Consider the following 26,745-nt stretch of genomic DNA (forward strand, 5'->3'; position numbering starts at 1 on the left):
GGACCGGACCGCCGGACGCAACGGCCCGAACAGGGCCGCGCCCTCCCCGGGCGGAGCCGGGCCGGGCCTGCCCGCCCCGACGGAGTCAGCGGCGGCGGGGCTCCCGGGCGCGCAGGTAGTCGGAGACGACGTACTCGCCGAGGTCCTCCAGGTCGGGGGTGAACAGGCGGCCCTTCGAGCGGCGGGCCACCGCGTCGACGAAGCGGCGCAGTCCCGGGTCGTCACCGAGCATGAAGAGGTTGAGCGTGACGCCGTAGCGGGTCAGCCGGTCCACCTCCCGGACGGTCGCCTCGATCGTCTCCGGCAGCGGCGGCCAGTGGAACAGCGCCTCCCCGTCGTCCGGGTCCAGGTGGGCCGTCGGCTCCCCGTCGGTCACCACCAGCACCACCGGCTCGGCGTCCGGGTGCCGGCGCAGGTGCCGGCCGGCCAGCCGCAGCGCGTGCTGGAGGTTGGTGCCCTGCCGCATGTCCGGCTCGACGGCGGCCAGCTCCTGCTGGGTCAGCGGCAGCGCCTCCAGGCCGAAGCCGACGATCTGCAACGCGTCCTGCGGGAACCGGGTCGCCATCAGGTGCGCCAGCGCCAGCGCCGTCTGCTTCATCGGGCCCCACCGGACCTGGGAGATCATCGAGTAGGACAGGTCGACGCAGAGCGCCACCGCCGCCGACGCCCGCCGCTCGGTCTCCACCACCTCGAAGTCCTCGACGGCCAGCCGCACCGGCACGCCCGTCCCGGCCCGGCGGACGGCCCGGGTCAGCGTCCGCACCACGTCCAGGGGCTGCTCGTCGCCGTACTCCCAGGGGCGGGAGCCGCCGCTGACCTCGCCGGCGGCGCCCGCCGAGCGCAGGTCGTGTTGGCCGCGCGGCCCGGCCGTCAGGTCGGCGAAGACCCGCCGCAGCGCCGTGCCGCCGAGCCGGCGCAGCGCCTTCGGGCTCAGGGTCAGCCCGTCGGCGTCCCGGCTCACCCAGCCCTGCCGGCGCAGCTCCCGCTCCAGCTCCCGCAGCCGGCGTACGTCGTCGGCGGCGTCCCGGCCCAGCGTCCGGGCCACCGCGTCGACGTCGACGTCGTCCAGGGTGGCCCCCGGGTGCTCCTGGTCGAGCTGGTCGAGCAGCTCGTCCAGCTCGGCGATCTCGCCGAGCGCGCCCGCGGCCTCGCCGTAGCCGAGCGGCCGCTCGCCGCGCACCCGCTCGCCGCGGCCGGGGTGCAGGTCGGGGCGAAGCGCGCGCAGGTTGGCGTCCAGCGCCGCCAGCTCCCCGGCGAGCCGGTCGCCGAGCGACTGCCGCATCAGGCCGGCCAGTTCCTCGCGCTGGCGGTCCGAGAGCGAGCGCATCAGCCGCTCGCCGGCGGCCGACCGGCGGGCCAGCACGTCGACCAGCTCGTCGACGTCGGCCGGCCGCTCCGGGAAGAAGTCGCCGTGCCGGCGCATGAACTCGGCGAACGCGTCGGTGGTGTCCTCGGCGCGGGCGTGCCGGGCCAGCAGGTCGTTCAGGTCCCGCATCATCTCGGCCAGCCGCCGCTGCGCGCCCGGATCCGCCGACGCGCGCACCGCGTCGCGCAGCCCGGCGAAACGCTGGCCCAGCACGTCGTCGCGCAGCCCGTCGAGGATCCGCTGGTACGCCCGGCGGGCCTCGTCGCTGGCCCATTCGTAGCCGGCCAGCTCCGCCACCGCCCGGGCGGTCGAGCGGGGCAGGTTGTCGAGCACCGCCTCGGCGAACCGCGCGTCGTCGTCGCCGCGCCCGCGCAGCTCGTCCCGTTCGGCGGCGAGCGCCTGGTCGAGCAGGGCGCGGGCCCGGGTGACCGCCCCGTCCAGGTCGCCCCGGCGCAGCGCCTCCCGGCGCAGTCGCCGGGCCCGGGCGGCGAGGTCGTCGAGGCCGCCGCTCCCCTGCGGGCCCCGGCGCAGCAGGTCGCGCAGCGCCTCCCGCAGGCTGCCGCCGGCCAGCACCTCCGCGCCGACGGCGTCCACCGCGCCCCGCACGTCGTACGGGGGCGCGAGCGGGTCGGGGCCGCCCCGCCACTGCCCGTACCGGAACCGGTTGCCGGCCATCGTCAGGCCCGGCCGCCGTAGCGGGTCCGGCCGGAGTCGGTGACGTCCTTGCCGAGCCGGCGGGTCAGGTGCAGCCCCTCCAGCACGAACTCCACGCCGGCCGCGGCCTGCTCGGGGGTGGGCGCGTCGCCGAGGCCCAGCCGGTCCAGCGCCTTGGCCAGCCCGGGGACGGTGCCCACCTGGCGCAGCAGCTCCGCGGAGCCGACCAGCTCGCCGGTCTCGATCACCGCGTCCCCGTCGACGAGGGCGGTGAAGCCGGACAGGTCCAGCCCGGCGAGCCGGGCCCGGAACGTCTCGGCGGTCGCGGTCCGCAGCAGGTGGCCGAGGATCTCGACCTCCCGCCCCTCCTCGCCGCTCTCGAACTCGACCTTCCCGCGCAGGGTCGACGTCACCGACACCGCGTCGCCGACCCGGGCGACCGGCGCCTCGGGGCGTACCCCGTCGGGGGCGGCGGCGAGCAGGCCGGCGCGGCGCAGCGCGGCGGCGGCGACCGTCTCGGCGGCGGCGATCGCGAACCGGGCGGAGACCCCGGAGCGCGGGTCCACCGACGGCGACTCCCGCACCGCCCGGGCGAACCGGGCGAGGACCTCCAGCACGTGCTCCGGCACCTCGGCGACCAGGTCGGCCTCCTGCCGGATCAGGGCCAGCTCCAGGTCGAGGTCGGCCGGGTAGTGGGTGCGCACCTCGGCGCCGAAGCGGTCCTTGAGCGGGGTGATGATCCGGCCCCGGTTGGTGTAGTCCTCCGGGTTGGCGCTGGCCACCAGGAACAGGTCCAGCGGCAGCCGCAGCTGGTAGCCGCGGACCTGGATGTCCCGCTCCTCCAGCACGTTGAGCAGCGCGACCTGGATCCGCTCGGCCAGGTCCGGCAGCTCGTTGACGGCGAAGACGCCCCGGTTGGTGCGCGGCACCAGGCCGAAGTGGATGGTCTCCGGGTCGCCGAGGGTGCGCCCCTGGGCGATCCGGATCGGGTCGACGTCGCCGATCAGGTCGCCGACGCTGGTGTCCGGGGTGGCCAGCTTCTCGCCGTACCGCATCGAGCGGTGCAGCCAGGCGACCGGCAGGTCGTCGCCGGCCTCGGCTACCAGCGCCCGGGACGCCGGGGTGAGCGGGTGCAGCGGATGCTCGTTGAGCACCGAGCCGGCGATCACCGGGGTCCACTCGTCGAGCAGCCCGACCAGCGAACGGATGAGCCGGGTCTTGCCCTGCCCGCGCTCGCCGAGCAGCACCATGTCGTGCCCGGCGAGCAGCGCGCGCTCGACCTCGGGCAGCACCGTGTCGTCGTAGCCGACGATGCCGGGGAAGCGTTCGGCGCCGGAACGCATCCGGGCCAGGAGGTTGTCGCGGAGTTCCTGCTTGACCGTGCGGTACGCGTGGCCGGCCGCCCGCAGCGCGCCGAGCGTGCCGGGCAGGTCGGCCGGTGGGACCGGGGTAACCGGGGAAGGCGCAGTCACCCGACCCACGCTAGCTCACGCCGGCGGGGTGCCCGATCCGTCGACCGGGCACCCCGCCGCCGGCCCGGTTCAGCCGCGACCGCAGCGCCGGCAGGCGCCCCGGCGGCGCAGGTGGTACGCGTACGTGGCCGCGCCCAGCGCGACGCCCCAGAACGGCCACAGCAGCATCGGCGCGGTGGCGAGGCTGGCCTCGCCGAAGTCCCAGAATTCCGGGGTGGCGAGCAGTCCGAGGGTCGCCGCGGTGACGGCCACCGCGACCAGGGTGGCCGGGACCACGGCCAGCCTCACCGGCACCGCCCGCCCGGCCAGGCCGAGCGTCCAGCGCGGGAACCGCTCGCCCCAGCGCTGCGCCAGCCCGAGCGTGAGGACCGCCCCCACCAGCGCGAACCCGCCCAGCCCGGCGCCCGCCCAGACCAGCCCGGTGTCCCGCATCTCGTCGAGGAACGCCCGGTCGATGCCGAGCGGGACGCCGACCGCCCAGGCGAGGCGGGTCACCGCGTACAGGGCGGGGATGGTGGCGGCGACCCCGACGGCCCAGCGGCCCCAGCGGGCGGCCGAGGCCGGCGAGGTCCAGCCGTGGTCGACGCCGTCGCGCCCGCACCCCGGGCAGGCGCCGGCGGTGCGCCGCCGCCAGCCCAGCACCGCCCCGGCCAGCAGCAGCCCGCCGACCACGGCCGCGAACCGGGCGAACAGCGCCCAGGTGAAGACGTCCGCGTAGTCCACGGGCGGCCAGCCGAAGGGCGCGCCGACGATCAGGATCGGGGCGTACCCGAGGATGGTCAGCACCCCCACGTCGGGCACCACGACGGCCAGCAGGGCGGCGACCGCCCAGGCGTACGCCGACAGCAGCGTGCGCAGCGCGCGGCCCGGACGCCGCGCGCCGGTCATGGCGAGCGCGGCGACGGCGGCGCCGAGCAGCAGCGCGGCGAACAGCGGCGGCCCGACGGTGGTCGGGATCCCCCGCAGCAGGTTCATGCCCCCGCCGGGATCGTTCGCGCCGAACGGGTAGCCGGCGCCGGTGACGGTGGAGACCAGGGCGAGCACGCCCCACAGGCCGAGCCAGGCGGCGGCGAGCGGGGCGAACCGGTCCGGCCGGGGCGTGGCCGGCCGGTGGGTGGGCGGAGAGGTCGTCGTCATGCCCTCAGCCTCGGCCGGCCGGCCCCGCGGCCCCTCCCGTGCGGCGGTGAACCCGCTCCCCCTACGGAGTGAGGCCCGGCTGCCCCCGTCGCGCCCGACGCCGCTCCCGGTCGACCGCCCGCTCGTGGGCCGAGGCGAGCAGGTGCTCGACCCGCGCGGCCGAGGCGGGGCCCGGGTTGACGACGCACGCCCAGCCCTGCGCCCCGTAGACGGGATGGGGGACCACCTCGTCCAGCGCGGCGAAGTCGATTCCGGCGCGGTGGTCGGCGAGGTCGCCGGGCGGGTAGCCGAACTCCTCCTGGAACGCGACGCGGCCCAGCTCGACGTTGAGCCGGTAGACCCCGGCGCGGTCCAGCCGCGACTCCTCGTCGAAGCCGGGAGAGTCGTGCCCGACGATGGTGGCGAACGGGCGGCGCCGCTCCGCGCCGGCGAAGAAGAAGCGTTCGTCCCAGGCCGCCTCTGGCGCGGGCGTCTCCGGGCCGGCCCGCTGCTCGGTCACCTCCGGCAGCTCGCGGATCCGGGCGGCGACGGCGGCGGCCGCCGCCGGGCACCGGTCGACGTGCCACACGGCGTCGCAGTTCGCGAGCGTGTCGGCGTCCAGCGGCAGGTAGGCCTGGTCGGCCGGCACGTCCGTCCGCACCCGGGCGTGGCCCGTCAGCCCGGCGAGGCGGCCCGCGTCGAAGGCCGGTCCCTGCCCGGTGGCCGCGCCCAGCACCCCCTCGAACGTGTCGTCGGCCGGCGCCGCCAGCCGCAGCGCGGTGCTCGCGCCGAGGCTGCCGACGACGAGCGCGTAGCGGGGGCCGAGCGCGTCGGCCACGATCGCCCCGGCGGACGGCCCGACGGCCGCGCCGGCCGCGCGCCGGCCGGGATGCCGTCGCAGGTGCCGGGTGCGGCCGAAGACCAGCGTCGGACCGCGCCGCCGCTCCCGGGACCGGATGTCCAGCAGGTTCCGCGCCATCCCGGCGGCACGCGCCCCGGCCGGCGGGGACGTCCGCCCGGCCGCCGGCTCGGGCGCGGTGGTCGACGCCCGCGGCACGTCGAGGCCGTGGAACGCCAGCCGCTCGTCGGGCGGCACCGAGTCGTTGTACGCCCGCAGCCACTCCACGAGCTCCCGGTCGGCGGCGAGCGCGCCGAAGCCGTGGCCGGCTGCGGCGGCCAGCACCTCGTCGAGCGTCCCGCCGGCGCCACGGGCGTACGCGTCGACCGCCAGCGCGGCGGCCCGGTCGCACTCCACCGCGACGGAGCGGAAGCCCCGCCCGGCGAGGCGCGCGAGGAGCTGGTTGCGCAGGCGCGGAAACGCCGGTTCCCCGGGCGCCGGCGTGCCCAGGGCGAGGACCTCCACGGGGTGGGTACGGGAGCGCAGGAAGGCATCCAGGTCGAAATCCATGACTTCGACCGTATCGTTGAACTTGCTTTTGAGACTTTGCCCGATTCCAGCGCAGGATACGTGTCATGAAGGTTCAAAAGGCGGCGCGGAGCAGGCCGGCCGACCTGGCACGGGTGCACGGCATCTCCGCCCAGGCCGTCCGCAACTACGAACGCGCCGGGCTGCTTCCGCCCGCCCAGCGCACCGCGAGCGGCTACCGGGTCTACGAGGACGTGCACGCCGCCGCCCTGGACGCCTACCTGGCGCTGGTCCCGGCGTACGGCCACCCGGCGGCCAGGACGATCATGTGGGCCGTCCACCGTGGCGAGCTGGACGCCGCCTTCGAGGCGATCGACGCCGGCCACGCCCAACTGGTCCGGGACCGGCAGACGCTCGACTCCGTCGAGGCCGCGATCGGCATCCTCGTCGAGACGCCGACGGCCGACCGCCCGGACCGGCCGCTCCCGGTCGGGGCCGTCGCCCGCCGGCTCGGTGTCACGGCGGCGGCCCTGCGCAAGTGGGAACGCGCCGGCATCCTCTCGCCGCAGCGCGACCGCACCACCCGCCACCGCGTCTACCGGGCCGACGACGTACGCGACGCCGAGCTCACGCACCTGCTGCGGCGCGGCGGCTACCCGCTGCGCCACATCGCCACCGTGCTGGCGCACCTGCACGACGCGGGCAGCGCCGGCAAGCTCGCCGACTCGCTCGCCGACTGGCGGCGACGGCTCGCCCAGCGGGGCCGCGCCATGCTCACCGCCGCCGCCCGCCTCGACGCCTACCTGCGCCTGCGACCGGATCCGGGCACGCCGGACCCGTCCCGCCTCAGCCCGGGGTGACGAACCCCGACTCGTACGCGGCGATCACCGCCTGGGTGCGGTCGCGCACGCCGAGCTTGGCCAGCACGTTGCCGACGTGGGTCTTCACCGTCTCCACCCCGACCACCAGGTGCGCGGCGATCTCCGGGTTGGACAGGCCGGTGGTCATCAGCCGCAGCACCTCGGCCTCCCGTTCGGTGAGCCGGGCGGCCGCCAGCCGGTCGGCGCCCCGCCCCCCGTACGCCCCGGCGAGGCGGCGGATGGCGGCGGGAAACAGCAGCGACTCGCCCCGGGCCACCACCCGGACCGCCTCCACCACCTCGGCCGGGCGGGCCCGCTTGAGCAGGAACCCGCTGGCCCCGGCGCGCAGCGCGTCGTAGACGTACTCGTCGTTCTCGAACGTGGTCACCACCAGCACCCGGGGCGGGTCGGCGGAGGTGGCGAGCAGCCGCCGGGTGGCCTGGATGCCGTCGATGTCCGGCATCCGCACGTCCATCAGCACCACCCGGGGGCGCAGCCGGGCGACCAGCGGCGGCACCTCCGCGCCGTCGGTGGCCTCGCCGAGCACCCGCAGGTCGGGTTGGGCGTCGAGGATCGCCCGCAACCCCACCCGGATCAGTTCGTCGTCGTCGACGATCAGCACGCCGGTCGGTGTCGTGTTCCCGGTCGCCTCGGTCATCTGGTCCCCTCGAACGGCAGCGTCACCCGGATCCGCCAGCGGTCGCCGTCCGGGCCGACGCTGAGCCGGCCGCCGAGCAGCAGCACCCGCTCCCGCATCCCGTCCAGGCCCCGACCGCCCCGGCCGGGGTCGGCGCGACGGCGCCGGGCCACCGCGTTGTCCAGCTCCAGCTCCAGCGCGTCGGCCCGCACCCCGAGGCGCAGCGTGACCGGCCCCCGACCGTACCGGGCCGCGTTGGTCAACCCCTCCTGCACGATCCGGTAGCCCTCCCGGGAGACCGCCGCCGGCAGACCGGCGGGGTCGCCGTCGCAGCGGGCGTCGACGGACAGGCCGGCCGCGCGGGTGTCGGCCACCAGCCGGTCCAGGTCGGCGAGCGTACGCTGCGGCGCCGGCGCGGCCCGCCCGCCGTCGGGCTCGCGCAGCAGCCCGAGCACGTGGTCCAGGTCGTCCATCGCGGTACGCCCCGCGTCCTCGATCGCGGCCAGCGCGCGCCGGGCGAACTCCGGGTCCCGGTCGAGCAGCTCGCGGGCCGCCCCCGCCTGGAGGGTGGCCACCGTCAGCGCGTGCCCCACCGAGTCGTGCAGCTCCCGGGCCAGCCGGTTGCGTTCGGCGAGCCGGGCGGCCCGGGCCTCCAGGGCGGCGATCCGTTCCGCCTGCGCCGGGCCGAGCAGCACCGGGGCCATCGAGACGGCCAGCGCGCCCAGCCCGGCGACGGCGTAGCCGAGCGCCACCAGCACGACGACCCCGATGAGCGTCAGCCAGCCGCTGTCCCGCCCGTCGAACGGCCCGAACCGGTCCCCGGTGGTCATCCCGGTGTCGAGGCCGAACTGCTGCCCGATGAAGGCCAGCGCCATCGGCACCGCGCTGAACAGCGCGGCCACCACCAGCCCGCCGCTGACCAGGTGCAGCCCGATCCACAGCGCGGAGCGCAGCCGGGTCTCCCGGTCGGCGGCGTGCCCGGGCGCCGGGTCCGGCAGGTCGACGCCGAGCAGGGCCCGCGCGGCGGCGATCTCCAGCGCCCGGGGCCCGTCGAGGAAGACCGGGACCGCCGCGATCGTCGCCGCGACGAGGAGCAGCCCCAACACCAGTGGCCGGGGGACGTCGGACCGGGTCAGCATCTGCGCGAAGGCCACCACCAGCAGCACGTACGGCAGCACGAGCACCCCGCCGAGCAGCAGGAAAACCCCGCGCCGCCAGGTGCTGCCGGCAACGAGGGGGCCGAGGACCGTGCGGGCTCTCACCCGCCCATTGTCCCGCCGCCCCGCCCGGGTCCGACTCCCCCGCGTCGGGGAGATCGGCGGCACCGGCGACGGTCCGGCTCACGCGGAGCAGCCGGCGGCCCGGCTCGCATGGCGGGTGCCGGTAGGCAGGAGGTCAGCTCGGGTGGCGGGTGCCGGGAGGCGGGAGGTCAGCTCGGGTGGCGGGTGGCGGGTGGCGGGTGGGCGGTAGGCGGGAGGTCAGCTCGCGTGGCGGGGTGGCGGGTGGCGCGTCGGGCTCACCGGCCGGCTCTGGCCCGCAGCAGGCGGGGCGCCGCCGCCAGGCCCGTGATCGGGCGGAACTCCCTGGCGGCGCGGGCCAGCGCGGCGTACTCGTCGTCGGCCAGGTCGATGTCGGCCGCCGCCGCGTTGCGCTCCACCTGCTCCACCCCGGAGGCGCCCGGGATGGCCAGCACGTTCGGGTGGCGCAGCAGGTAGGCCAGGGCGATCTGGCTGGGGGTGGCGTCGTGCGCGTCGGCCACCTGCCGCATCGTGTCGATCAGCGTCGCGCCGCGCTCCAGGTTCTCCGGCAGGAAGTACGGGTTGGCCCGGCGCACCGCCCCGCTCGGCGGGTTCTTCGCGTCGTAGCGGCCGGACAGGAAGCCCTGCGCCAGCGGGCTGTACGCGATGACCACCCGGCCGGCCTGCTTCGCGTACGGCAGCAGGTCGTGCTCGGGCCCCCGGTCGATCATGCTGTAGCGGACCTGGTTGCTCAGCACCCGCCGGCCGAGCGCGGCCTCGGCGACCTGCCAGCGGCGCAGGCCGTAGTTGCTGACCCCGACCTCGCCGACCAGCCCGACGTCCTGCAACGCCCGCATGCCCCGCATGGTGGTGTGGTCGGCGACCAGGGGGTTGGCCTGGTGCACCTGGTAGAGGTCGAGGTGGCCGACGCCGAGCCGGGCGGCGGAGGCGACCGCCCGCTGCTGCACCACCGGGGCCACCGGCAGCACCGGGAAGATCTTGGTGGCGAGCACGACCTTGTGCCGGTCGTCGCCGAGCGCCTCGCCGAGGATCCGCTCGCTGCGGCCGAAGCCGTACAGCTCGGCGGTGTCGAAGACGGTGATGCCGAGGTCGACGGCCCGCCGGACGATGTCGGCCGCGCGGCGCTCGTACCCGGGGCCGTAGCCCCACTCCCGGGATCCGAACTGCCAGGTGCCGAGGCCGATCTTGGACAGGGGCTTCGGGGTGTCGACCGGGACGAGACGCATGGTCCCGAAACTACCCCGACGTCCGCCGCGCCAGTCCTCTTCGCCACGGTCGGCACCGGCGTGGACCGGCGGGGATATGGTCTCGGTCGTGACCTACCTCGCCGCGGACGAGCGCTACGACCAGATGACCTACCGGCGCAGCGGGCGCAGCGGCCTGCGGCTGCCCGCGATCTCGCTCGGGCTGTGGCACAACTTCGGCCCGGACCGCCCGTACGAGCGGCAGCGGGACATCGTCCGCCGCGCCTTCGACCTCGGCGTGACCCACTTCGACCTGGCCAACAACTACGGCCCGCCGCCCGGCGCCGCCGAGGAGAACTTCGGCCGGATGCTCGCCACCGACCTGAAGGCGTACCGGGACGAGCTGGTCGTCTCCAGCAAGGCCGGCCACCTGATGTGGCCCGGCCCGTACGGCGAGTGGGGCTCCCGCAAGTACCTGGTCGCCTCCCTGGACCAGTCGCTGCGCCGCCTCGGGCTGGACTACGTCGACATCTTCTACTCGCACCGCTTCGACCCGGACACTCCACTGGAGGAGACGATGGGCGCCCTCGACGCCGTCGTCCGCTCCGGCAAGGCGCTGTACGTCGGCATCTCCAACTACGACTCCGCGCAGACCGAGCGGGCCGCCGCGATCCTGCGCGACCTGGGCACCCCGCTGCTGATCAACCAGCCGTCGTACTCGATGCTCAACCGCTGGACCGAGGCCGACGGCCTGCTGGACACGCTGGAGCGGGTCGGCGCCGGCTGCATCGCCTACAGCCCGCTCGCCCAGGGCCTGCTCACCGACCGCTACCTGGGCGGCGTCCCCGCGGACTCCCGGGTGCGCACCAGCGTCTTCCTCGACGAGAGCGACCTGGACGAGCGGCGGATGGCGACCGTCCGGGCGCTCGGCGCGGTCGCGGCGGGACGCGGCCAGTCGCTGGCCCAGCTCGCGCTCGCCTGGGCGCTGCGCGACCCGCGGATGACGAGCCTGATCATCGGGGCGAGCAGCGTGCCGCAGCTGGAGGCGAACATCGCCGCGCTGGACAACCTCGACTTCACCGCCGACGAGCTGGCCGAGATCGAGCGGCACCTCGGCTGAGCCGCGGGCGGCCCGCCGCCGGGCGGGCCGCCGGGGCGGCGTGCGGCGGGGCGACGTTGCCGGGGCGACGCCGCCGCGCGGAAACGGGCCGCACGGCGTCAGGGCGGCGCTGCCGCGCGGGAACGGGCACGGCCCGGGAAACGAATCAGCGGCCCGGTCGACGAACTCGACCGGGCCGCTGACCCGTTGCCTCAAGGGTGGAGCCGAGGGGACTCGAACCCCTGACCCCCACACTGCCAGTGTGGTGCGCTACCAGCTGCGCCACGGCCCCTTGCCTCGTCCCGGTCGCCCGGGCACGAGAGAACTATACACAGCCCCCGCCGCATGGTCATCTCGCGGGGTCCCCACCCACCGGCGGCCCGGTCGAGCGCCGCGTCCACGGCTCAGTTGAGCGCCACGTCCGGCGGGAAGTGGGCGACCGCCGCCATCATGCCGCCCTGCCGGCGCAGCACCATCGGCCACAGGTCGTCCGGCCGGTCGACGAAGGCGTCGCCGGGCAGCGCGTCGAACACGAACCAGGAGCCGTCCTCGATCTCCTGCTCCAGCTGGCCGGAGCCCCAGCCGGAGTAGCCGGCGAAGACCCTGATGCCGCCGATGCCCTCCCGGAGCCGTTCCGGGTCGACCGACAGGTCGAGCGTGCCGACCGCGCCGGAGACCTGGTGGAAGCCCTTGAGCCGCTGCACCGGGTGGCGCAGCCGGGCCAGGCAGATCGCCGAGTCGGGCTGCACCGGCCCGCCCTCGAAGAGCACGGCCGGGTGCCGGGCCAGGTCGCTCCAGTCGCCGAGCACGTCGGCGACCGGCACCTCGGTGGCGCGGTTGAGCACCACGCCGAGGGCGCCGCCGGGCTCGTGCGCGACCAGCAGCACGACCGTACGGTCGAAGTTCGGGTCCTTGAGCGCCGGCGTCGCGACCAGCAGCCGCCCGGTCATCGACCCCGTAGCCCGCCCGCCGATCGCCTGCCCCTCTCCCTGCATGCCGGACACCCCGTCAGACCGACCGCACCGGGACGCCCGGGGGCACCGGTGCCGTCCGTGCCGTCAACGCCATGTCTGGCACCATAGCCTGCCCCCGGGACGGTGGCTAAGGTCTGACGGTCGGGTGATCGACAGACATGAGGGAGGACCGATGGGTGTCACGGCGGAAGTCGCGGTGATCGGGGGCTCGGGGCTCTACGCACTGCTCGACGGGGCGACCGAGCACGAGGTGGACACGCCGTACGGACCGCCGTCCGACGCCGTCACCGTGGCGGAGGTGGCCGGCCGGCGGGTGGCCTTCCTGCCCCGCCACGGCCGCGACCACCGCCACCCGCCGCACCTGATCCCCTACCGGGCCAACCTCTGGGCGCTGCGCTCCCTCGGCGTACGCCAGGTGCTCGCCCCGTGCGCGGTGGGCGGGCTGCGGCCGGAACTCGGGCCGGGCACGTTCGTGGTGCCGGACCAGCTCGTCGACCGCACCAGCGGACGGGCGCAGACCTACTACGACCGGGGCGCCGTGCACGTCTCGTTCGCCGACCCGTACTGCCCGGCCGGCCGGCGCACGCTGCTCGCGGCGGCGGCCCGGCGCGACGTCCCGGCGGTCGACGGCGGCACGGTGGTGGTGGTCGAGGGCCCGCGCTTCTCCACCCGCGCGGAGTCGCGCTGGTACGCCTCGATGGGCGGCGCGGTGGTCAACATGACCGGGCACCCGGAGGCGGTGCTCGCCCGCGAGCTGGCCCTCTGCTACTCCTCGATCGCCCTGGTCACCGACCACGACGCGGGCGTGGAGGGCGGCGAGGCGGTGACCCACGAGGAGGTGTTCCGCGTCTTCGGCGAGAACACCGACCGGCTGCGGGGCCTGCTGCTGGAGGCGATCGCCGCGCTGCCCGCCGAACGCGACTGCGACTGCGGCCGGGCGTTGGACGGCATCAAGCTGCCCTTCACCCTGCCCTGACGGTCGAGCGCGGGGAAACGCCCGAGTCGCCCGAGCCGTCCCGATAGATTCAGGGACGATGGCAACGGTCCGCGACACCACGTACGACCTGCTGCGTGCCCTCGGCCTGACCACCGTCTTCGGCAACCCGGGCTCCACCGAGGAGCCGTTCCTGCGGGACTTCCCGGACGACTTCCACTACGTGCTCGCCCTGCACGAGGCGTCGGCGGTCGGGATGGCCGACGGCTACGCGCAGGCCACCGGCCGGCCGGCGCACGTCAACCTGCACACCGCGCCCGGCACGGGCAACGGCATGGGCAACCTCGTCACGGCGTGGCACAACCGGACCCCGCTGATCGTCACGGCCGGCCAGCAGACCCGGGAGATGCTGCTGCTCGAACCCCGCCTGACCAGCCGGCGGGCCACCGAGCTGCCCCAGCCGTACGTCAAGTGGAGCCACGAGCCGGTCCGCGCGCAGGACGTCCCGGCGGCGCTGATGCGGGCGTACGCGACCGCGGTGCAGCCGCCCGCCGGGCCGGTCTTCCTCTCGCTGCCGCTGGACGACTGGGCCCAGCCCGCCGACCCGCCCCCGCCGGTGCGTACGGTGGCCACCCGGTTCGCGCCGGACCCCGCGCGGCTGCGGGAGTTCGCCGCCGTGCTGGCCGCGAGCCGCGCGCCCGCGCTGGTGCTCGGCGCGGCCGTGGACCGGGCCGGCGGGTGGCCGGCCGCCGTGTCGCTGGCGGAGCGGCTCGCCGCCCCCGTCTGGTCGGCCCCCGCCCCGGAGCGGGCCGCCTTCCCCGAGGACCACCCGAGCTTCCGCGGGGTGCTGCCCTTCGCGATGGGGCCGCTGGCGGAGTCGTTGGACGGGCACGACACCGTGCTGGTGGTCGGCGCGCCGGTGTTCCGCTACTACCCGCACGTGCCGGGTGACCACCTGCCCGACGGCGCCCGGCTGCTGCACGTCACCGACGACCCGGACGAGGCGGCCCGCGCCCCGGTCGGCGACAGCCTGCTCGGCGACGCCGGGCTGGCCCTGGCCGCCCTCGTGGACCTGCTGCCGGCGGCGGACCGGCCGGCGCCGCCGCCGCGCCCCGATCCTCCCCCGCCGCCCGACGGGCTGCCACTGGCCCCGGACGCGCTCTTCGCGGCCCTGGCCCGGCACTGGCCCGCCGACGGGATCCTGGTCCAGGAGTCGCCGTCCAGCCTGCCGGCGCTGCGCCGGCGGCTGCGCAGCACCTCGCCCGGGTCGTACTTCACGATGGCCAGCGGCGGCCTCGGGTACGGCCTGCCGGCGGCGGTCGGCATCGCGCTGGCGCAGCGCGACACCGGCCGGGGCCGCCCGGTGGTCGCGGTCGTCGGCGACGGCTCGTTCCACTACTCGGTGCAGGCCCTCTGGACCGCCGCGCGGCTGCGCCTGCCGCTGGTCGTCGTGGTGCCGGTCAACCAGCAGTACGCCATCCTGAAGGCCTTCGCCGACTTCAAGCAGACGCCCGGCGTGCCCGGCCTGGACCTGCCCGGGCTGGACGTCACCGCCATCGCCCGGGGCTACGGTTGCGCGGCCACGGTGGTGGAGACCCCCGACCAGCTCGGCGACGCGCTGGCCACCGGACTGGCCGGCGACGGGCCGACGGTGCTGCCGGTGCCGGTCAGCACCGAGGTCCCCCGGCTCCTGTGAGGCGCCGCCGGCCCGGCCCGCTCAGGCGGGCGCCGACCCGGCCCGCTCGGGTGGGTGGGCGTCGGCCCAGCCCGCCTCGGGCGAGCGCCGGCCCGGCTCGCTGAGGCGGGTGAGCGCCGGCCCGACCCGGCCCGCTCGGGTGAGTGAGCGTCGGCCCGGCCCGCTCGGCGTCAGCCCGTCGTGAGGCGCAGCGGGGCGCCGGTGAGCACGTCGAGCACCGGCCGGTCGCCGAGGGGCGCCTTCAGCGAGGCGGTGACCGGTTCGAGCTTCAGCATCATCGTGCACGGGCCGGTGGCGGTGGTGACGCTGCCGCCGACCACCACCACGTCGTCGCGTTCCTGCACCAGCGGGGTGATCGCGGTGTCGCAGCTGCCCACCCCGAGCCGCCAGGTCAGCGTGGCGCCGTCGACGGAGCGGAGGTCCTGGGCGCCGACGACGCCCTGCGGGCCCGGCTTCGCCGGGGCGGTCGGCTCGGGCGCGGCGGTGACGGCCTCCGGGGCCACGGCGAGGCGGGCCACGGGCGCGGAGAGCTCCTCCACGGTGAACAGCCACGCGGGGACCTGCGCCTCGCCGCGGCTGGTGCGCACGGGCGCGGTGCCCAGCTTCACGGCGGTGACCGTCAGCGGGACGCAGGCGGTGTTCGGGGTGCTGCTGACCGGGCCGTCCGGTCCCGGTTCGACGGTGGGGCCGCCGGTGCCGGGCTTGCCGGGCCGGCCGGGGAACGTCGGCCCGGCGGGGCCCTTCGGCCGGCCGCCGCACTGCGGCGGGTCGCCCTGGTCGAGCTGCCCGAAGGCGGTGGCCGCGCTGATCAGCGGGACGGTGAGGGTGCCGTCCGGGAACCCGATGGTGCCGTCGGCGGGCTTCCCGGCGGGCAGCTCGGTCTGCTCCCGGTACCAGCCGTTGCGGAAGGCGGCCTCGGTGTCCGGGGTGAAGCCCGGATCGCCGACCAGCACCGTCGGGTCCTGCAACGGCACGTATCGGGTCGTCCACGCCGGGCCCGGCCGCCACGCCTCGGCGACCTCCGTGGCCCGGGACACGAACTCCATCCGGCGGGGATCGCCGTCGGAGAGGTCGGCGGGCTCGGAGCCGGCCGGGGCGCAACCGGCGACGATCATCAGCAGTGGCAGGCCCAGCAGGGCGGCGGTACGGCGCATGTCGGTTGGACGTGGCGCCGTCGCCGCCGGTTCCCGGGGTTCAGGTCTCTCCCCCGAGATCCGTCTCGTACGCCTGCCACAGCAGGTCCGCGCCGCGCTGCCGGTGCCCGGCGAGGGCGCGCGCCAGCCGCCCGGCCCGCTCGACGAGGTCGTCGGCCGACGCCTCCGGCAGCGCCGCCGCCCGGTGCAGGGCGGCCATGGCGGCGGCGAGCGCGGCGTGCTCCCCGGCCAGCCGCCGCACGCCCCTCTCCAGCCGGGGCGCGTGCCCGAGCAGCTCGGCGTAGAGGCCGGCGGGCCCCTCGGTGAGCCGGACGTGTTCCGCGAAGCCCTGCCGCACGGGACCCAGCCGGAGCAGGACGAGCTCCCGCCAGCTCGGCCCGGCGGGCGGGGCCGCCAGCGCCCGGGTGAGCGCGCGCAGGTCGCCGAGGAGGGTGACGGGGGGCCGGCGGGCGGCGGGCGGCCGGAGCGCCCCCGGGACGGTGGACGACTGCTGGATCGGACCGGTGACCATGGGCACCTCCCGCGTCGCGTCTGACCGCGTACAGCGATGGTGGACCCGTCGCGTCCGCCCTGTCCAGGGGCGGCGCGCGCCTCACCTGTCCCGGTGGCCCCAAGCGGCCCGCCAGCCCCGCCCGCCCCTCCGGCCACGGCGAGCCCGGGCACGGGACACGACGACAGGCGCCCGACACGACGATGCGCCCCGGTCCGGTGGACCGGGGCGCATCGACTGGTGGTGGAGGTGCCGGGAATCGAACCCGGGTCCTTCGCCGCCTTGTCAGGGCTTCTCCGAGCGCAGCTCGCTGTGCCTCTACTCGGCCCCTCCGATCACGCGAGCGAGTCGGTGTGACGGGCCCAGTCGCTGATTGATCTCGCCGCACGGACCCCGCGACCGGGTCCGATTGGCCAGCCTCCTAGCTGATGCCGGCTAACTGGGTCGAAGGCACTCCCAGGCCGACAGACTCGCTACTCGCCTCAGGCGGCGAGAGCGAAGTCAGCGCGATTGTTCTTGGCGCTTATTGGTTTCCGACGAACGATTCTCGAGACGACGTCGGCTTCCTCGGCTCGCTTCCCCTGCCGCAACGTACGAAGTCGAAACCAGTCACCCCCTCGACAGGCCGCCGGTTGTGGCGGCACTGACAAGCGTAACGCCTGCCGCAACGGGTTTCATCCCGAGCCCCGGCTCGGCGCGCCGACCCGGACAGCGGCGGACAGATCAGGCGTCCATGCCCTTGCCGCGCCGGCCGGTCACCCGGGCGATCTCCCGGTCCGCGTCCCGCTTGGCGAGGTCCTGCCGCTTGTCGTACGACTTCTTGCCCTTGGCCAGGGCGATCTCCACCTTCGCCCAGCCGTCGGAGAAGTAGACCTGCAACGGGACCATGGTCAGGCCGCCCTCGCGGGTCTTGCCGATCAGCCGGTCGATCTCCAGCCGCTTGAGCAGCAGCTTGCGGGTCCGCCGGGGCTCGTGGTTGGTCCAGGTGCCCTGCGTGTACTCCGGGATGTGCATGCCGTGCAGGTAGAGCTCGCCGTTGCGCTCCTGGGCGAACGCGTCGACGAGCGACGCGCGCCCGGCCCGCAGCGACTTGACCTCGGTGCCCGTCAGCGCCATGCCCGCCTCGTAGGTGTCGAGGATCGAGTAGTCGTGCCGGGCCTTCTTGTTGGAGGCGACGACCTTGCGTCCCTTTTCCCGTGGCATCGGCGCCACCCCCTCTTCCGTGTGGTCCGCGCCGGGCGACCGGTCGCGGAGCGGAGATCATGCTACCCGAACGACAAGGACCCTCCCGCGCCGTTTATTCCGCGGGCGCGGGAGGGTCCGTCGAGCCGTACGGAGACTAGACCCGCAGGTAGAAGCGGAGGGTGACCCAGGCGGTGACCGCGCTGACCAGGCCGCCGACGCCGGCCATCAGCGGGAACATCACCAGGATGTCGCCCCAGCTGATCGGCGAGAGCAGGCCCTGCAGCGCCTGGAGCGACCCGTCGAAGAGCAGGTACTTCGCCGCGATCAGGGCCACCAGGCCGAGCAGCGAGCCGATCAGGCCGGCGACCACGGCCTCCAGCACGAACGGCGCCTGGATGAACCAGTTCGACGCGCCGACGAGCTTCATGACCGCGACCTCGCGCCGCTTGCTGTACGCCGCGACCTGGATCGTGTTGGCGACCAGGAGCAGCGCGGCGACGGCCATCACGATCGCGGCGGCCAGGGCGATGTTCTGGATCGAGGTGAGGATGTCGAAGATCTTGTCCAACAGTCGGGACTGGTCGACGATCTCGTCGACGCCCTCGGCGTCCTTGTACTGGTCGTAGATGCTCTTGTACTGCTCGGGGTTGTTCAGCGTGAGCCGGAACGACTCGGGCAGGCTGTCCGCCTTGACGGCGCTGAGCAGGTCCGGAGCGTCCTGGAACATCTCCTGGAAGCGCTTGTACGCCTCGTCCTTGTTGACGTAGAGGACCTCCTTGACCAGCGGGTCGCCGTCCAGCTTGGCGTTCAGGGCGTCACGCTGCTCGGGGCTCACGTCCTGCTTGAGGAAGATCGAGACCTGGATGTTCTTGTAGTAGAGGTCCTTCATGTCGTCGACCTGGCGGTACATGAGACCGCTGGCGCCGAGCATGGTCAGCGAGACCGCCATCGTGATGATCATCGCGATGGTCATGGTCACGTTGCGCCACAGTCCGACCAGTACCTCGGACAGGACGTATTTCACGCGCATCGGGAATTCCTCCGGGTCTCCGGCATGAGGTGTTCGTCGTCAGGCTGCGCAGGGGTGGCGTCGGCTCAGCCGTAGACGCCGCGGGCCTGGTCGCGCACGATGCGGCCGCTCTCGATCTCGATGACCCGGCGGCGCATCTGGTTCACGATGTTGGAGTCGTGCGTGACCATCACGACGGTCGTGCCGGTGCGGTTGATCCGGTCCAGCAGACGCATGATCTCGATCGAGGTGTCCGGGTCCAGGTTTCCGGTCGGCTCGTCCGCGAGCAGGATCAGCGGGCGGTTCACGAACGCCCGCGCGACGGCCACCCGCTGCTGCTCGCCACCGGAGAGCTCGTGCGGGTAGCGGTGCTCCTTGCCACCGAGCCCGACCAGCTCCAGCACCTCCGGCACGACCCGGCGGGCGACCGCCTTGGTCTTGCCGATCACCTCGAGGGCGAACGCCACGTTCTCGTAGGCGGTGCGGTTCGGCAGCAGCCGGAAGTCCTGGAACACGCAGCCGATGGAACGCCGGAAGTGGGGTCGCTTCCAGGACCGCATCGACGTGACGTCCTTGCTGTTGACGACGACGCGGCCCTTGTTGGGCGAGACCTCGTGCAGCAGCAGCTTGATGATGGTGGACTTGCCGGAGCCGGAGGGACCGATGAAGAAGACGAACTCACCCTTCTCGATCGAGACGGACACGTTGTCGAGCGAAGGCCGGGACGCCTTCGGGTACGTCTTCGTCACTTGCTCAAGCTGAATCACGGGTGGTGAGTCTACGCGGTGTAACCGGGGAGCCAAGCCCCACGCCCCGCCGTTGCGAGTCGCGTCATCGATTTGGTGTGGATCGCGGAGATCGACGACGCGCTCCGCCCGCGATCGATCACGCTGCGTCGCCGGCGATCTGCTGCTGCTTACGCCACCGGATACCGGCCTCGATGAAGCTGTCCAGGTCACCGTCGAACACCGAGGACGGGTTGCCGGTCTCCTGCTCGGTCCGCAGGTCCTTGACCATCTGGTACGGGTGCAGGACGTACGAGCGCATCTGGTCGCCCCACGAGCCGGCGGCGTCGGTCTTCAGGCCCTGGAGCTTGGCCTGCTCCTCCTGGCGCTTGCGCTCCAGCAGCCGGGCCTGGAGCACCCGCAGCGCGGACGCCTTGTTCTGCAGCTGGGACTTCTCGTTCTGGCAGGTGACCACGATGCCGGTCGGGATGTGCGTGATCCGCACGGCCGAGTCGGTCGTGTTGACGCTCTGCCCGCCCGGGCCGGAGGAGCGGTAGACGTCGATCCGCATCTCGTTCTCGGGGATGTCGATGTGGTCGGTCTGCTCCACCACCGGCAGCACCTCGACGCCGGCGAAGCTGGTCTGCCGCCGGCCCTGGTTGTCGAACGGGCTGATCCGGACCAGCCGGTGGGTGCCCGACTCGACGCTGAGCGTGCCGTAGGCGTAGGGGACCTTGACCGTGAAGGTGGCGGACTTCAGGCCCGCCTCCTCGGCGTAGGAGGTCTCGTAGACCTCCGTCGGGTAGCCGTGCCGCTCGGCCCAGCGCAGGTACATCCGCAGCAGCATCTCGGCGAAGTCCGCCGCGTCCACGCCGCCGGCGCCGGCCCGGATGGCGACCAGCGCCTCGCGGGAGTCGTACTCGCCGGAGAGCAGGGTGCGGACCTCCATCTCCTGGATGGCCTTGGTAAGCCCGGCGATCTCCGTCTCGACCTCGGTGAGCACCCCCGGGTCGGACTCGGCCTCGGCCAGCTCCAGCAGCACCGAGGCGTCGTCGAGGCGGGAGCGGAGGCTGCCGAGCTTGCTGATCTCGCCGTTGACGTACGACAGCTGCGAGGTCACCTGCTGCGCCTTGGCCTGGTCGTCCCAGAGGTCGGGCGCGGAGGCCGCCTGCTCCAGGCGGGCCTTGTCCTGCCGCAGCCGGTCGATGTCGAGCACCGACTCGATGTTGCGCAGGGTGGCGTCGAGTTCCTTGAGCTGTTCGGCGTAATCGGCAGCGGTCACGACAGACAAGGGTACTGCTCGTGCGAGGAGTGAGCTTGCGAGCCCCGCAGTCACGAGCAAAAAGATGACCCTGCTCGTGCGAGGAGTGAGCTTGCGAGCCCCGCAGTCACGAGCGAAAAGATGACCCTGCTCGTGCGAGGAGTGAGCTTGCGAGCCCCGCAGTCACGAGCGAAAAGAGGTGACCGCGCGGGCGGGGAGGGGGCGGGCGGACCGGGGCGGGGCGGTCAGCCGACCGGGGCGCTCTTCAGCCAGGACAGGGCCGCCTTGTGGTAGGCGACGGCGAACTCCAGCGCGCTGGCGTCGTACGTCTCGCCTTCCTTCTTGGCGTTCTTGACCTGCTCGCGGACCTTGGCGAGCGCCTCGGTGTGGTATTCGTTGGCCGCGGCCTGGAGGTTCTTGAGCTGGCTGGCCGAGTGCAGGTTGCCGAAGGCGATCCGCAGGGCGATCGGGTTGCGGATGGTGTCCCGGCCCGGGTCCTCCGCGAGCCAGCGGGAGAACGTCCGTTTCCCGGCCGCGGTGATCGCGTACGGCTGGCTGGAGCGCGGCCCGGGCTTGCCCATCCGGACGAGGCCCCGCTCGGCCAGCACCGGCAGCTCGCGGTAGACCTGGCTACGGGTCATCGACCAGTACGGCGCCAGCCGGCGCTCGGCGGCGGCCATCAACTGGCCACCTGTCATGGGGCCCTCGTGGAGCAGCCCGAGGAGGGCCGCCGCCGTGGGGTTGACTCCGGAATCCGCCATGCCCCTCACGCTGCCACTTTGCCGTCGTGGCGTCCAGGATTTCACGGTTTCGCCACCCGGTAGGGCTTCCTATGTGCACTGTCGGCGCGAGACAGTCCGCGCCGGAGCCCGCGCGGGCCTCAGAGCCGGCTGCGCAGCTCCCACAGCTCGGGGTAGAACCGGGTCTCCACCCGGGAGCGCAGGTACGCCCCGCCGGCCGAGCCACCGGTGCCCGGTTTGGTGCCGATCTGCCGTTCCGCCATCAGCACGTGCCGGGCCCGCCACAGCGAGAACGCCTGGTCGTGCGCGACCAGCGCCTCGGCGAGGTCCCACAGCGGCCCGAAGCGCTCCCGGTCGGCCGCGATCGTCGCGTACGCCGAGAAGCGGGCCTCCGCCTCGGAGACGTCGAAGCCGGCGCGCCCGAGCACGGCCAGGAAGCCGTCCCAGAGGCTCGGCTCGGCCAGCCGCCGCTCCAGCCGCGCCCGCTCCGCGTCGGGCAGGCCCCGGAAGCGGCGCAGGTAGCCCGGGTCCTTGAGGCCGGAGAGGAACTCGATCTCCCGGAACTGTGCCGACTGGAAGCCCGAGGCCGGGGCGAGCTTGGTGCGGAAGGCCAGGAAGTCCTGCGGGGTCATCGTGTCGATCACGTCGACCTGGCCGATCAGCACCCGCTCCACCACGTGGCAGCGCTCCAGCCGCACCCGGGGCAGGTAGGTCTCGCCGTCCAGCATCCGGTCCCGGGCGTCGGTCAGCTCGGAGAGCAGCAGCTTGAACCACAGCTCGTAGACCTGGTGGATGGTGATGAAGAGCAGCTCGTCGTGGGAGGCCGGGTCGGACTCCGGCACCTGGGCCGCCAGCAGGTCGGCCAGCCGCAGGTAGTCGCTGTAGGTGAGCAGGCCACCCTGCTCACCGAAGTGGGGGTCGTGCGCGGGGGTGGGGTGGGTCACAGCGGCCACGGTACCGCCGTCGCGGGACCCCCGCCCGCCGGCGACGGACGCCCCCCGCGCCCCGCGCGGAGCGCGAGGAGGGGCGCCTTCCCGTACGCCTGGCGCGCGGGAAGGCGCCCCTGTCACCCCTCAGCCCATGTGGGGGTAGGTGTGGTCGGTCGGCGCGACGAAGGTCTCCTTGATCGTCCGGGGCGACATCCACCGGATCAGGTTGTGCCAGGAGCCGGCCTTGTCGTTGGTGCCGCTGGCCCGGGCGCCGCCGAAGGGCTGCTGCCCGACCACCGCGCCGGTCGGCTTGTCGTTGATGTAGAAGTTGCCGGCGGCGTACCGCATCTTCTCGGCGACCGCGTCGACCACCCGGCGGTCGGTCGCGAAGATCGAGCCGGTCAGCGCGTACGGCGCGATCGACTCGGCCTGCGCGACCACGTCGTCGAAGCGGGCGTCGTCGAAGACGTGCACGCCGAGGATCGGCCCGAAGTACTCGGTCGTGAAGGTCTCGTGCGCCGCGTCGGTGCACTCGAAGAGCGTCGGCCGGACGAAGTATCCGACGGAGTCGTCGGCCGTGCCGCCGGCGACGACCCGGCAGGCGTCGTCACCGTTGATCAGCTCCAGCGCGGCGGCGTGCCTGTCGAACGCCTTGGCGTCGATGACCGCGCCACCGAAGTTGCTGAAGTCGGCCACGTCGCCGTAGGTGAGGGACTCGGCGGTGGCGGCCAGCCGGTCGCGCAGCCCGCCCTCCCAGAGCGACCGCGGCACGTACGCCCGGGACGCCGCGGAGCACTTCTGGCCCTGGTATTCGAAGGCGCCCCGGATCAGGGCGGTGTGCAGGGCGTCGACGTCCGCGCTGGTGTGCGCGACGACGAAGTCCTTGCCGCCGGTCTCGCCGACCAGCCGCGGGTAGCCCCGGTAGCGGGCGATGTTCTCCCCGACGGTCTTCCACAGGTGCTGGAAGACCTTGGTGGAGCCGGTGAAGTGGATGCCGGCCAGGTCGGGGTCGGCGAGCACGACGTCGGAGACCTCCTCGCCGCGCCCGGTGACCATGTTGATCACGCCGGGGGGCAGGCCGGCCGCCTCGAACAGCCGCATGGTGAAGTGCGCGGCGAACTGCTGCGTCGGGCCCGGCTTCCAGACCACCGTGTTGCCCAGCAGGGCCGGCGCCGAGGGCAGGTTGCCGGCGATCGCGGTGAAGTTGAACGGGGTGATCGCGTAGACGAAGCCCTCCAGCGGGCGGTGGTCGAAGCGGTTCCACACCCCCGGGGAGGACATCGGCTGCTCCTCCAGCAGCCTCCGCGCGAAGTGCACGTTGAAGCGGAGGAAGTCGATGAACTCGCAGGCCGAGTCGATCTCGGCCTGGATGGCGGTCTTCGACTGGCCGAGCATGGTGGCCGCGTTCAGGGTGTCGCGCCAGGGGCCGGCGAGCAGCTCGGCGGCGCGCAGGAAGATCGCCGCCCGCTCCTCGAACGGCAGCGCCCGCCACATCGGGGCGGCGTCCTTGGCGGCCTTGATCGCCGCGCGCGCGTCGTCGTGGGTGGCGTGCGCGGTGACGCCGAGCACGTGCGCGTGCTTGTGCGGCTGCACCACGTCGATCGACTCGCCGGCGGCCATCCGCTGCTCGCCGGCGATGGTCATCGGCAGGTCGATCCGCTCGGCGGCCAGCTCGGCCAGCCGCCGCTGGAGCCGTTCCCGGTCGACACTGCCCGGCTCGTAGTTGCGCACCGGCTCGTTGCGCGGCTCGGGTACGGAGAACACGGCGTCCATCAGGGCTCCTGGCGATCTCGACGGCGGTGGCGAAATCGGACCCGCGGGCACCGACCGGACGGCCGGGGCCGGACGCCGCGGGGTGGACCGGTCGCGGCGGCGGGACCTCGCCCGATTCTCCCACGGCTCCCCGCCCGCCCCGCCACCACCGACCGCCGACCGGCGGCAGGGCGGTGGCGCGCCCGGGCCTGGGACTCCGGGCGGGGCGGTGACGCCGTGGCGCCGTGGGCGCCCGGCCCGGGAGTCCGGGCCGGGCGGTGGCGCGCCGTGGGCCGGGAGTCCGGGCCCGACGGGCGCGTACGCTGGGTGGCCGGTGAACTGCCCGCCCCGCCGAGGGCCGGGCGTCCGTCGGAGGGAAGAGGATGACCAAGCAGCCCGGCAGCCCCGCCGCCACGGAGTCAGACCAGCCGGTTCCGGCGGCCGACGAGACCGCCGCCGAGCCGGGCCCGGCCGACGACGCCGGACCGGACGCGCCGGCCGCCGGTGCGGGGACCGGGCCGGCGCTCGCGCCCGGCGCGCCGGCGCTCGCGCTGCTGGCCCTCGGCTGGCTGGCCGCGATGCTCTGGTCGACGCGCGAGGTGATCCACTCGGCGGCCGCCGGGGTCACCGCCATCAGCCTCTCCGCGTTCGCCCTGCCGGGGGTGATCTCGGCCGCGCTGGTCGCCGGCGCCGCCTTCGCCCTCTTCGGCGTCGACCTGCTCGCGCGCCGGGGCAGCGACCGGGCCACCCTGCGCTTCGTGGCGGCGATCGGCACCGGCCTGCTCGTCGCGCTCGCCGCCGCGTTCGCGATCAGCCTGACGTACGCCGACAACGCGACCACCAGCGTCATCGCCGGCACCACCGCCGCCGCCGCGACCATCGGCGGGGCCGTCGCCGGTGCCCGCAGCGCGCCCGTGGTCGGGGCGGTGGTCGCCGCCGCCCTCGGCACGCTGATCTTCGTGGTGGCCTTCAGCCGGGCCCGCGACCCGCTCTTCGACCTCTTCGGCGCCGGCGACGGGCAGGAGTCGCTGCTCACCGCCGCCAAGTGGGTGTCGCGCACGGAGTCGCTGCTCGCCGGCCTGGTGGCGGGGCTGCTCGCCTTCGGCTACCTCACCTGGGCGCGCCGCCGGGCCGCCCGGCTGGAGGCGGCGGCCCCCGCGCCGCGCTGGCCCGCGTACCTGCTGGCCGGGGCCGGCCCGGGCCTGCTCCTGCTCCTCACCGAGGTGATCATCCGGGTCGGCGGGCGCTCCCTGCTCGACCTGGCCGGCGCGCTGAGCGAGGCGGACGCGGTGGCGCAGACCTCGCTGGGCACCTCGCGGGTGGACAACGGCATCTGGGTGCTCTTCGTCGGCGCGCTGACCGCGATGATCGCCTTCGGCCGCACCCTGGGGCCGGCCCGCGCGGACGAGGACAAGGACGAGCCGGGCGAGGTCGGCACCGCCCGCTGAGGGAGGTCACCGAGCTGGAGACCATCGCCGCGGTGGGGCGACCGGGGCCGGGGTGATCCCGCCCTGCGACCCTCGCCCGGTCGGCGACCGGCCGGCTCAGGAGGCGGCGCGGAGCAGGAGGTCCAGCTCCGAGACGTCGTACCACTCCAGCTCGTGGTCCTCGGCCCCGTCGACCGTGAACTGCGCGTCCGGGTCGCCCGCCAGCGCCTCGGTGACCACCTCCGCCGCCGCGGCGACGTCCCGCACCGCGTCGGCGCCGTCCACGTGGATCGCGGCCACGGCGGCGACGGGCACGGGCGCGCCCAGCTCGACCGCGCTGGAGCCGAGCTCCCCGTCGCCCCGGCCGACCGCCGAGGCGGGCAGGTCCACCGAGACCACCACCCGGCGGCGGGGCGCGTCGGCGTCGGCCCGGAGCAGTTGCAGCGCGTCCTGGGCGGCGCGGGTGAAGGCGACGTACTCCAGCTCCTCCTCGTCGCCCTCGGCGTACCACTCCCGGAGGGTGGGGGTGACGGCGTGCGCGGCGGCCACGGGCAGGCCGGACCCGCGCAGGAGGGTCAGCATCGGGACGGTAGCCGGCACGTACACCCGGACAAGCTCCTCGGTCACCGGTAGTCTCCCCCGCTCAGTTCCTCCGCCGGCCCTCCGCCGGTCCGCGCCGATCATGCCGTACGCCATGACCGTCATACACCCCGCCCCGCCGCCCCCGCCCTCCGCGATCTTGCACTTTGTGCCCCCACATAAGCCGGCAAAGGCCGCGAACGGCGGGCCGAAAGTGCAAGATCGCGAGCCCGGTGAGTGCAAGATCGCGGGCGCGGTGAGTGGTGGGTGGGCCGTGTCAGCCGTCGGTGGCAAACTGAGGCAAACGAAACGACGCCGATCCTGGGAGTTTTCGTGGAGCCGAGGTTCCTGCTGCTCTCCGACGTGGCCGCCGAGCTGAACGTGTCGGACTCGCAGGTCTACCACATGGTGCGCAGCGGCGAACTGCCCGCGATCAAGATCGGCGGGCGTGGCCAGTGGCGCGTCGAGCGCGCCCGGCTGGAGGAGTACATCGAGCGCAAGTACGCCGAGACCGCCGAGTGGGTGCGGAGCAACCCGCTGGCGGAGCGCGACCCGGAGTAGCCGCGCCGATCCGTACGGGCATTGACCGCCGGCTCTGTCGTGGCCGAGAATGGAGGCAATCGAAGGCAAACACAGGTAAACGCAAGATCATGGGAGGGTCAGGATGACCGACTCGCGCCGCCCCGGGCCGACCCGCCCTCCCGTCCGGCTGCGCCCCGCGCCCTCGTTCGAGCCGCCGTTCGCCGATGACGACGCCGCCCACTGGCCCGCCCCCGCGCACGCCCAGCTCGCCCTCGACCTGTTCGACCCGGCCCGCCGCGACGCCGACCGACCGCCCGGCCGCCGGGCACGCGGGACGGACGGGACGCCGGACACG

The 26,745-nt window shown here is 74.6% G+C and carries 24 protein-coding genes, 1 tRNA gene, 1 other RNA gene and 1 pseudogene; 7 read left to right on the forward strand and 20 right to left on the reverse strand.

All coding sequences use genetic code 11. The features are described 5' to 3' along the window. Window positions 1-85: 85 nt before the first annotated feature. The 4 genes from ACWENR_RS13210 to ACWENR_RS13225 all read right to left on the reverse strand — a co-directional run bounded on the left by ACWENR_RS13210 (window position 86) and on the right by ACWENR_RS13225 (window position 6,016). Window positions 86-2,041, reverse strand: a complete 1,956-nt coding sequence (locus ACWENR_RS13210; protein WP_452277232.1) for a VWA domain-containing protein — start codon at window positions 2,039-2,041, stop codon at window positions 86-88. A 2-nt stretch (window positions 2,042-2,043) separates the two neighbouring features. Next, window positions 2,044-3,501, reverse strand: a complete 1,458-nt coding sequence (locus tag ACWENR_RS13215; RefSeq protein ID WP_452277233.1) for a magnesium chelatase — start codon at window positions 3,499-3,501, stop codon at window positions 2,044-2,046. 60 nt (window positions 3,502-3,561) lie between these two features. Further along, window positions 3,562-4,629: a hypothetical protein gene (locus ACWENR_RS13220; RefSeq protein ID WP_452277234.1), complete on the reverse strand. Its 1,068-nt coding sequence runs from the start codon at window positions 4,627-4,629 to the stop codon at window positions 3,562-3,564. 61 nt (window positions 4,630-4,690) lie between these two features. Beyond that, the gene (locus tag ACWENR_RS13225) at window positions 4,691-6,016 is read right to left on the reverse strand and encodes a DUF6194 family protein (protein WP_452277235.1); all 1,326 of its coding nucleotides are present in this window, start codon (window positions 6,014-6,016) and stop codon (window positions 4,691-4,693) included. Window positions 6,017-6,081: 65 nt separating this feature from the next. Between ACWENR_RS13225 and ACWENR_RS13230 the strand changes: the two genes are divergently transcribed. Beyond that, window positions 6,082-6,834 (forward strand): TioE family transcriptional regulator, encoded by a 753-nt coding sequence (locus ACWENR_RS13230; protein ID WP_452277236.1) that lies wholly within the window; start codon window positions 6,082-6,084, stop codon window positions 6,832-6,834. On the opposite strand, the gene ACWENR_RS13235 is transcribed toward ACWENR_RS13230, so the two are convergent. The 3 genes from ACWENR_RS13235 to ACWENR_RS13245 form a co-directional block, all read right to left on the reverse strand. Continuing rightward, window positions 6,821-7,492: a response regulator transcription factor gene (locus ACWENR_RS13235; protein WP_452277237.1), complete on the reverse strand. Its 672-nt coding sequence runs from the start codon at window positions 7,490-7,492 to the stop codon at window positions 6,821-6,823. The genes ACWENR_RS13230 and ACWENR_RS13235 overlap by 14 nt on opposite strands. After that, the gene (locus ACWENR_RS13240; RefSeq protein WP_452277238.1) at window positions 7,489-8,733 is read right to left on the reverse strand and encodes a sensor histidine kinase; all 1,245 of its coding nucleotides are present in this window, start codon (window positions 8,731-8,733) and stop codon (window positions 7,489-7,491) included. Before ACWENR_RS13240 ends, ACWENR_RS13235 begins: the two co-directional genes overlap by 4 nt. Window positions 8,734-8,987: 254 nt before the next feature. Continuing rightward, on the reverse strand, window positions 8,988-9,956 hold the full coding sequence (locus ACWENR_RS13245) for an aldo/keto reductase (protein ID WP_452277239.1): 969 nt from the start codon (window positions 9,954-9,956) through the stop codon (window positions 8,988-8,990). Between the two features lie 76 nt (window positions 9,957-10,032). On the opposite strand from ACWENR_RS13245, the gene mgrA reads away from it, so the two are divergent. Next, entirely contained in the window at window positions 10,033-11,034 is a 1,002-nt protein-coding gene (gene mgrA, locus ACWENR_RS13250) for an L-glyceraldehyde 3-phosphate reductase (protein ID WP_452277240.1), read from the forward strand. A gap of 198 nt (window positions 11,035-11,232) precedes the next feature. Here mgrA and ACWENR_RS13255 read toward each other — a convergent pair. Further along, window positions 11,233-11,305 (reverse strand) — tRNA-Ala (locus ACWENR_RS13255). Window positions 11,306-11,417: 112 nt separating this feature from the next. Then, on the reverse strand, window positions 11,418-12,008 hold the full coding sequence (locus tag ACWENR_RS13260; protein WP_452277241.1) for a YqgE/AlgH family protein: 591 nt from the start codon (window positions 12,006-12,008) through the stop codon (window positions 11,418-11,420). A 151-nt stretch (window positions 12,009-12,159) separates the two neighbouring features. On the opposite strand from ACWENR_RS13260, the gene ACWENR_RS13265 reads away from it, so the two are divergent. Together ACWENR_RS13265 and mdlC are read left to right on the forward strand one after the other, a co-directional pair. Continuing rightward, on the forward strand, window positions 12,160-12,963 hold the full coding sequence (locus tag ACWENR_RS13265) for an S-methyl-5'-thioadenosine phosphorylase (protein WP_452277242.1): 804 nt from the start codon (window positions 12,160-12,162) through the stop codon (window positions 12,961-12,963). A gap of 58 nt (window positions 12,964-13,021) precedes the next feature. Continuing rightward, window positions 13,022-14,617, forward strand: coding sequence for a benzoylformate decarboxylase (mdlC, locus tag ACWENR_RS13270; protein WP_452277243.1), 1,596 nt, complete (start codon window positions 13,022-13,024; stop codon window positions 14,615-14,617). 170 nt (window positions 14,618-14,787) lie between these two features. Here the strand turns inward: mdlC and ACWENR_RS13275 are convergent, their stop codons facing one another. The 10 genes from ACWENR_RS13275 to pruA all read right to left on the reverse strand — a co-directional run bounded on the left by ACWENR_RS13275 (window position 14,788) and on the right by pruA (window position 23,883). Continuing rightward, window positions 14,788-15,771 (reverse strand): hypothetical protein, encoded by a 984-nt coding sequence (locus tag ACWENR_RS13275; protein ID WP_452277244.1) that lies wholly within the window; start codon window positions 15,769-15,771, stop codon window positions 14,788-14,790. 40 nt (window positions 15,772-15,811) lie between these two features. Further along, window positions 15,812-16,282 (reverse strand): hypothetical protein, encoded by a 471-nt coding sequence (locus ACWENR_RS13280; protein WP_452277245.1) that lies wholly within the window; start codon window positions 16,280-16,282, stop codon window positions 15,812-15,814. 220 nt (window positions 16,283-16,502) lie between these two features. After that, window positions 16,503-16,878, reverse strand: a transfer-messenger RNA (tmRNA) gene (gene ssrA, locus ACWENR_RS13285). 106 nt (window positions 16,879-16,984) lie between these two features. After that, window positions 16,985-17,464, reverse strand: a complete 480-nt coding sequence (gene smpB / locus ACWENR_RS13290; RefSeq protein ID WP_452277246.1) for an SsrA-binding protein SmpB — start codon at window positions 17,462-17,464, stop codon at window positions 16,985-16,987. A gap of 136 nt (window positions 17,465-17,600) precedes the next feature. After that, complete coding sequence (gene ftsX, locus ACWENR_RS13295) at window positions 17,601-18,476, reverse strand: permease-like cell division protein FtsX (RefSeq protein WP_452277247.1); 876 nt, start codon at window positions 18,474-18,476, stop codon at window positions 17,601-17,603. Window positions 18,477-18,541: 65 nt separating this feature from the next. Continuing rightward, window positions 18,542-19,222 carry a cell division ATP-binding protein FtsE gene (gene ftsE / locus ACWENR_RS13300; RefSeq protein ID WP_089001878.1) on the reverse strand — a complete coding sequence of 227 codons (681 nt, stop codon included), beginning with the start codon at window positions 19,220-19,222 and terminating at the stop codon, window positions 18,542-18,544. Between the two features lie 118 nt (window positions 19,223-19,340). Further along, complete coding sequence (gene prfB, locus ACWENR_RS13305; RefSeq protein ID WP_452277248.1) at window positions 19,341-20,462, reverse strand: peptide chain release factor 2; 1,122 nt, start codon at window positions 20,460-20,462, stop codon at window positions 19,341-19,343. A gap of 224 nt (window positions 20,463-20,686) precedes the next feature. Further along, window positions 20,687-21,202, reverse strand: coding sequence for a PadR family transcriptional regulator (locus tag ACWENR_RS13310; protein ID WP_091097366.1), 516 nt, complete (start codon window positions 21,200-21,202; stop codon window positions 20,687-20,689). Between the two features lie 119 nt (window positions 21,203-21,321). Next, the gene (locus ACWENR_RS13315; protein WP_452277249.1) at window positions 21,322-22,125 is read right to left on the reverse strand and encodes a tryptophan 2,3-dioxygenase; all 804 of its coding nucleotides are present in this window, start codon (window positions 22,123-22,125) and stop codon (window positions 21,322-21,324) included. Window positions 22,126-22,254: 129 nt separating this feature from the next. Continuing rightward, window positions 22,255-23,883, reverse strand: a complete 1,629-nt coding sequence (gene pruA / locus ACWENR_RS13320; RefSeq protein ID WP_452277250.1) for an L-glutamate gamma-semialdehyde dehydrogenase — start codon at window positions 23,881-23,883, stop codon at window positions 22,255-22,257. 362 nt (window positions 23,884-24,245) lie between these two features. Between pruA and ACWENR_RS13325 the strand changes: the two genes are divergently transcribed. Beyond that, the gene (locus tag ACWENR_RS13325) at window positions 24,246-25,310 is read left to right on the forward strand and encodes a hypothetical protein (RefSeq protein ID WP_452277251.1); all 1,065 of its coding nucleotides are present in this window, start codon (window positions 24,246-24,248) and stop codon (window positions 25,308-25,310) included. A gap of 96 nt (window positions 25,311-25,406) precedes the next feature. On the opposite strand, the gene ACWENR_RS13330 is transcribed toward ACWENR_RS13325, so the two are convergent. Then, window positions 25,407-25,916 (reverse strand): DUF6912 family protein, encoded by a 510-nt coding sequence (locus ACWENR_RS13330; RefSeq protein ID WP_452277252.1) that lies wholly within the window; start codon window positions 25,914-25,916, stop codon window positions 25,407-25,409. A 285-nt stretch (window positions 25,917-26,201) separates the two neighbouring features. Here ACWENR_RS13330 and ACWENR_RS13335 point away from each other — a divergent pair, with 285 nt between their 5' ends. Together ACWENR_RS13335 and ACWENR_RS13340 are read left to right on the forward strand one after the other, a co-directional pair. Further along, window positions 26,202-26,429: a helix-turn-helix domain-containing protein gene (locus ACWENR_RS13335; RefSeq protein WP_091097378.1), complete on the forward strand. Its 228-nt coding sequence runs from the start codon at window positions 26,202-26,204 to the stop codon at window positions 26,427-26,429. A 103-nt stretch (window positions 26,430-26,532) separates the two neighbouring features. Continuing rightward, window positions 26,533-26,745 (forward strand): annotated as a pseudogene (locus ACWENR_RS13340) (Rv3235 family protein); the annotation flags it as partial.

Source organism: Micromonospora sp. NPDC004336 (assembly GCF_053602615.1).

Bases quoted from the DNA above. Each gene is read 5' to 3' on its own strand.
- ACWENR_RS13225 (WP_452277235.1), bottom strand. From the start codon at position 6,016: ATGGATTTCGACCTGGATGCCTTCCTGCGCTCCCGTACCCACCCCGTG.
- smpB (WP_452277246.1), bottom strand. From the start codon at position 17,464: ATGCCACGGGAAAAGGGACGCAAGGTCGTCGCCTCCAACAAGAAGGCC.
- ACWENR_RS13230 (WP_452277236.1), top strand. From the start codon at position 6,082: ATGAAGGTTCAAAAGGCGGCGCGGAGCAGGCCGGCCGACCTGGCACGG.
- pruA (WP_452277250.1), bottom strand. From the start codon at position 23,883: ATGGACGCCGTGTTCTCCGTACCCGAGCCGCGCAACGAGCCGGTGCGC.
- ACWENR_RS13235 (WP_452277237.1), bottom strand. From the start codon at position 7,492: ATGACCGAGGCGACCGGGAACACGACACCGACCGGCGTGCTGATCGTC.
- mgrA (WP_452277240.1), top strand. From the start codon at position 10,033: ATGGTCTCGGTCGTGACCTACCTCGCCGCGGACGAGCGCTACGACCAG.
- ACWENR_RS13280 (WP_452277245.1), bottom strand. From the start codon at position 16,282: ATGGTCACCGGTCCGATCCAGCAGTCGTCCACCGTCCCGGGGGCGCTC.
- ACWENR_RS13265 (WP_452277242.1), top strand. From the start codon at position 12,160: ATGGGTGTCACGGCGGAAGTCGCGGTGATCGGGGGCTCGGGGCTCTAC.
- ACWENR_RS13260 (WP_452277241.1), bottom strand. From the start codon at position 12,008: ATGCAGGGAGAGGGGCAGGCGATCGGCGGGCGGGCTACGGGGTCGATG.
- ACWENR_RS13310 (WP_091097366.1), bottom strand. From the start codon at position 21,202: ATGGCGGATTCCGGAGTCAACCCCACGGCGGCGGCCCTCCTCGGGCTG.
- ACWENR_RS13220 (WP_452277234.1), bottom strand. From the start codon at position 4,629: ATGACGACGACCTCTCCGCCCACCCACCGGCCGGCCACGCCCCGGCCG.
- ftsX (WP_452277247.1), bottom strand. From the start codon at position 18,476: ATGCGCGTGAAATACGTCCTGTCCGAGGTACTGGTCGGACTGTGGCGC.
- ACWENR_RS13210 (WP_452277232.1), bottom strand. From the start codon at position 2,041: ATGGCCGGCAACCGGTTCCGGTACGGGCAGTGGCGGGGCGGCCCCGAC.
- mdlC (WP_452277243.1), top strand. From the start codon at position 13,022: ATGGCAACGGTCCGCGACACCACGTACGACCTGCTGCGTGCCCTCGGC.
- ACWENR_RS13325 (WP_452277251.1), top strand. From the start codon at position 24,246: ATGACCAAGCAGCCCGGCAGCCCCGCCGCCACGGAGTCAGACCAGCCG.
- ACWENR_RS13275 (WP_452277244.1), bottom strand. From the start codon at position 15,771: ATGCGCCGTACCGCCGCCCTGCTGGGCCTGCCACTGCTGATGATCGTC.
- ACWENR_RS13245 (WP_452277239.1), bottom strand. From the start codon at position 9,956: ATGCGTCTCGTCCCGGTCGACACCCCGAAGCCCCTGTCCAAGATCGGC.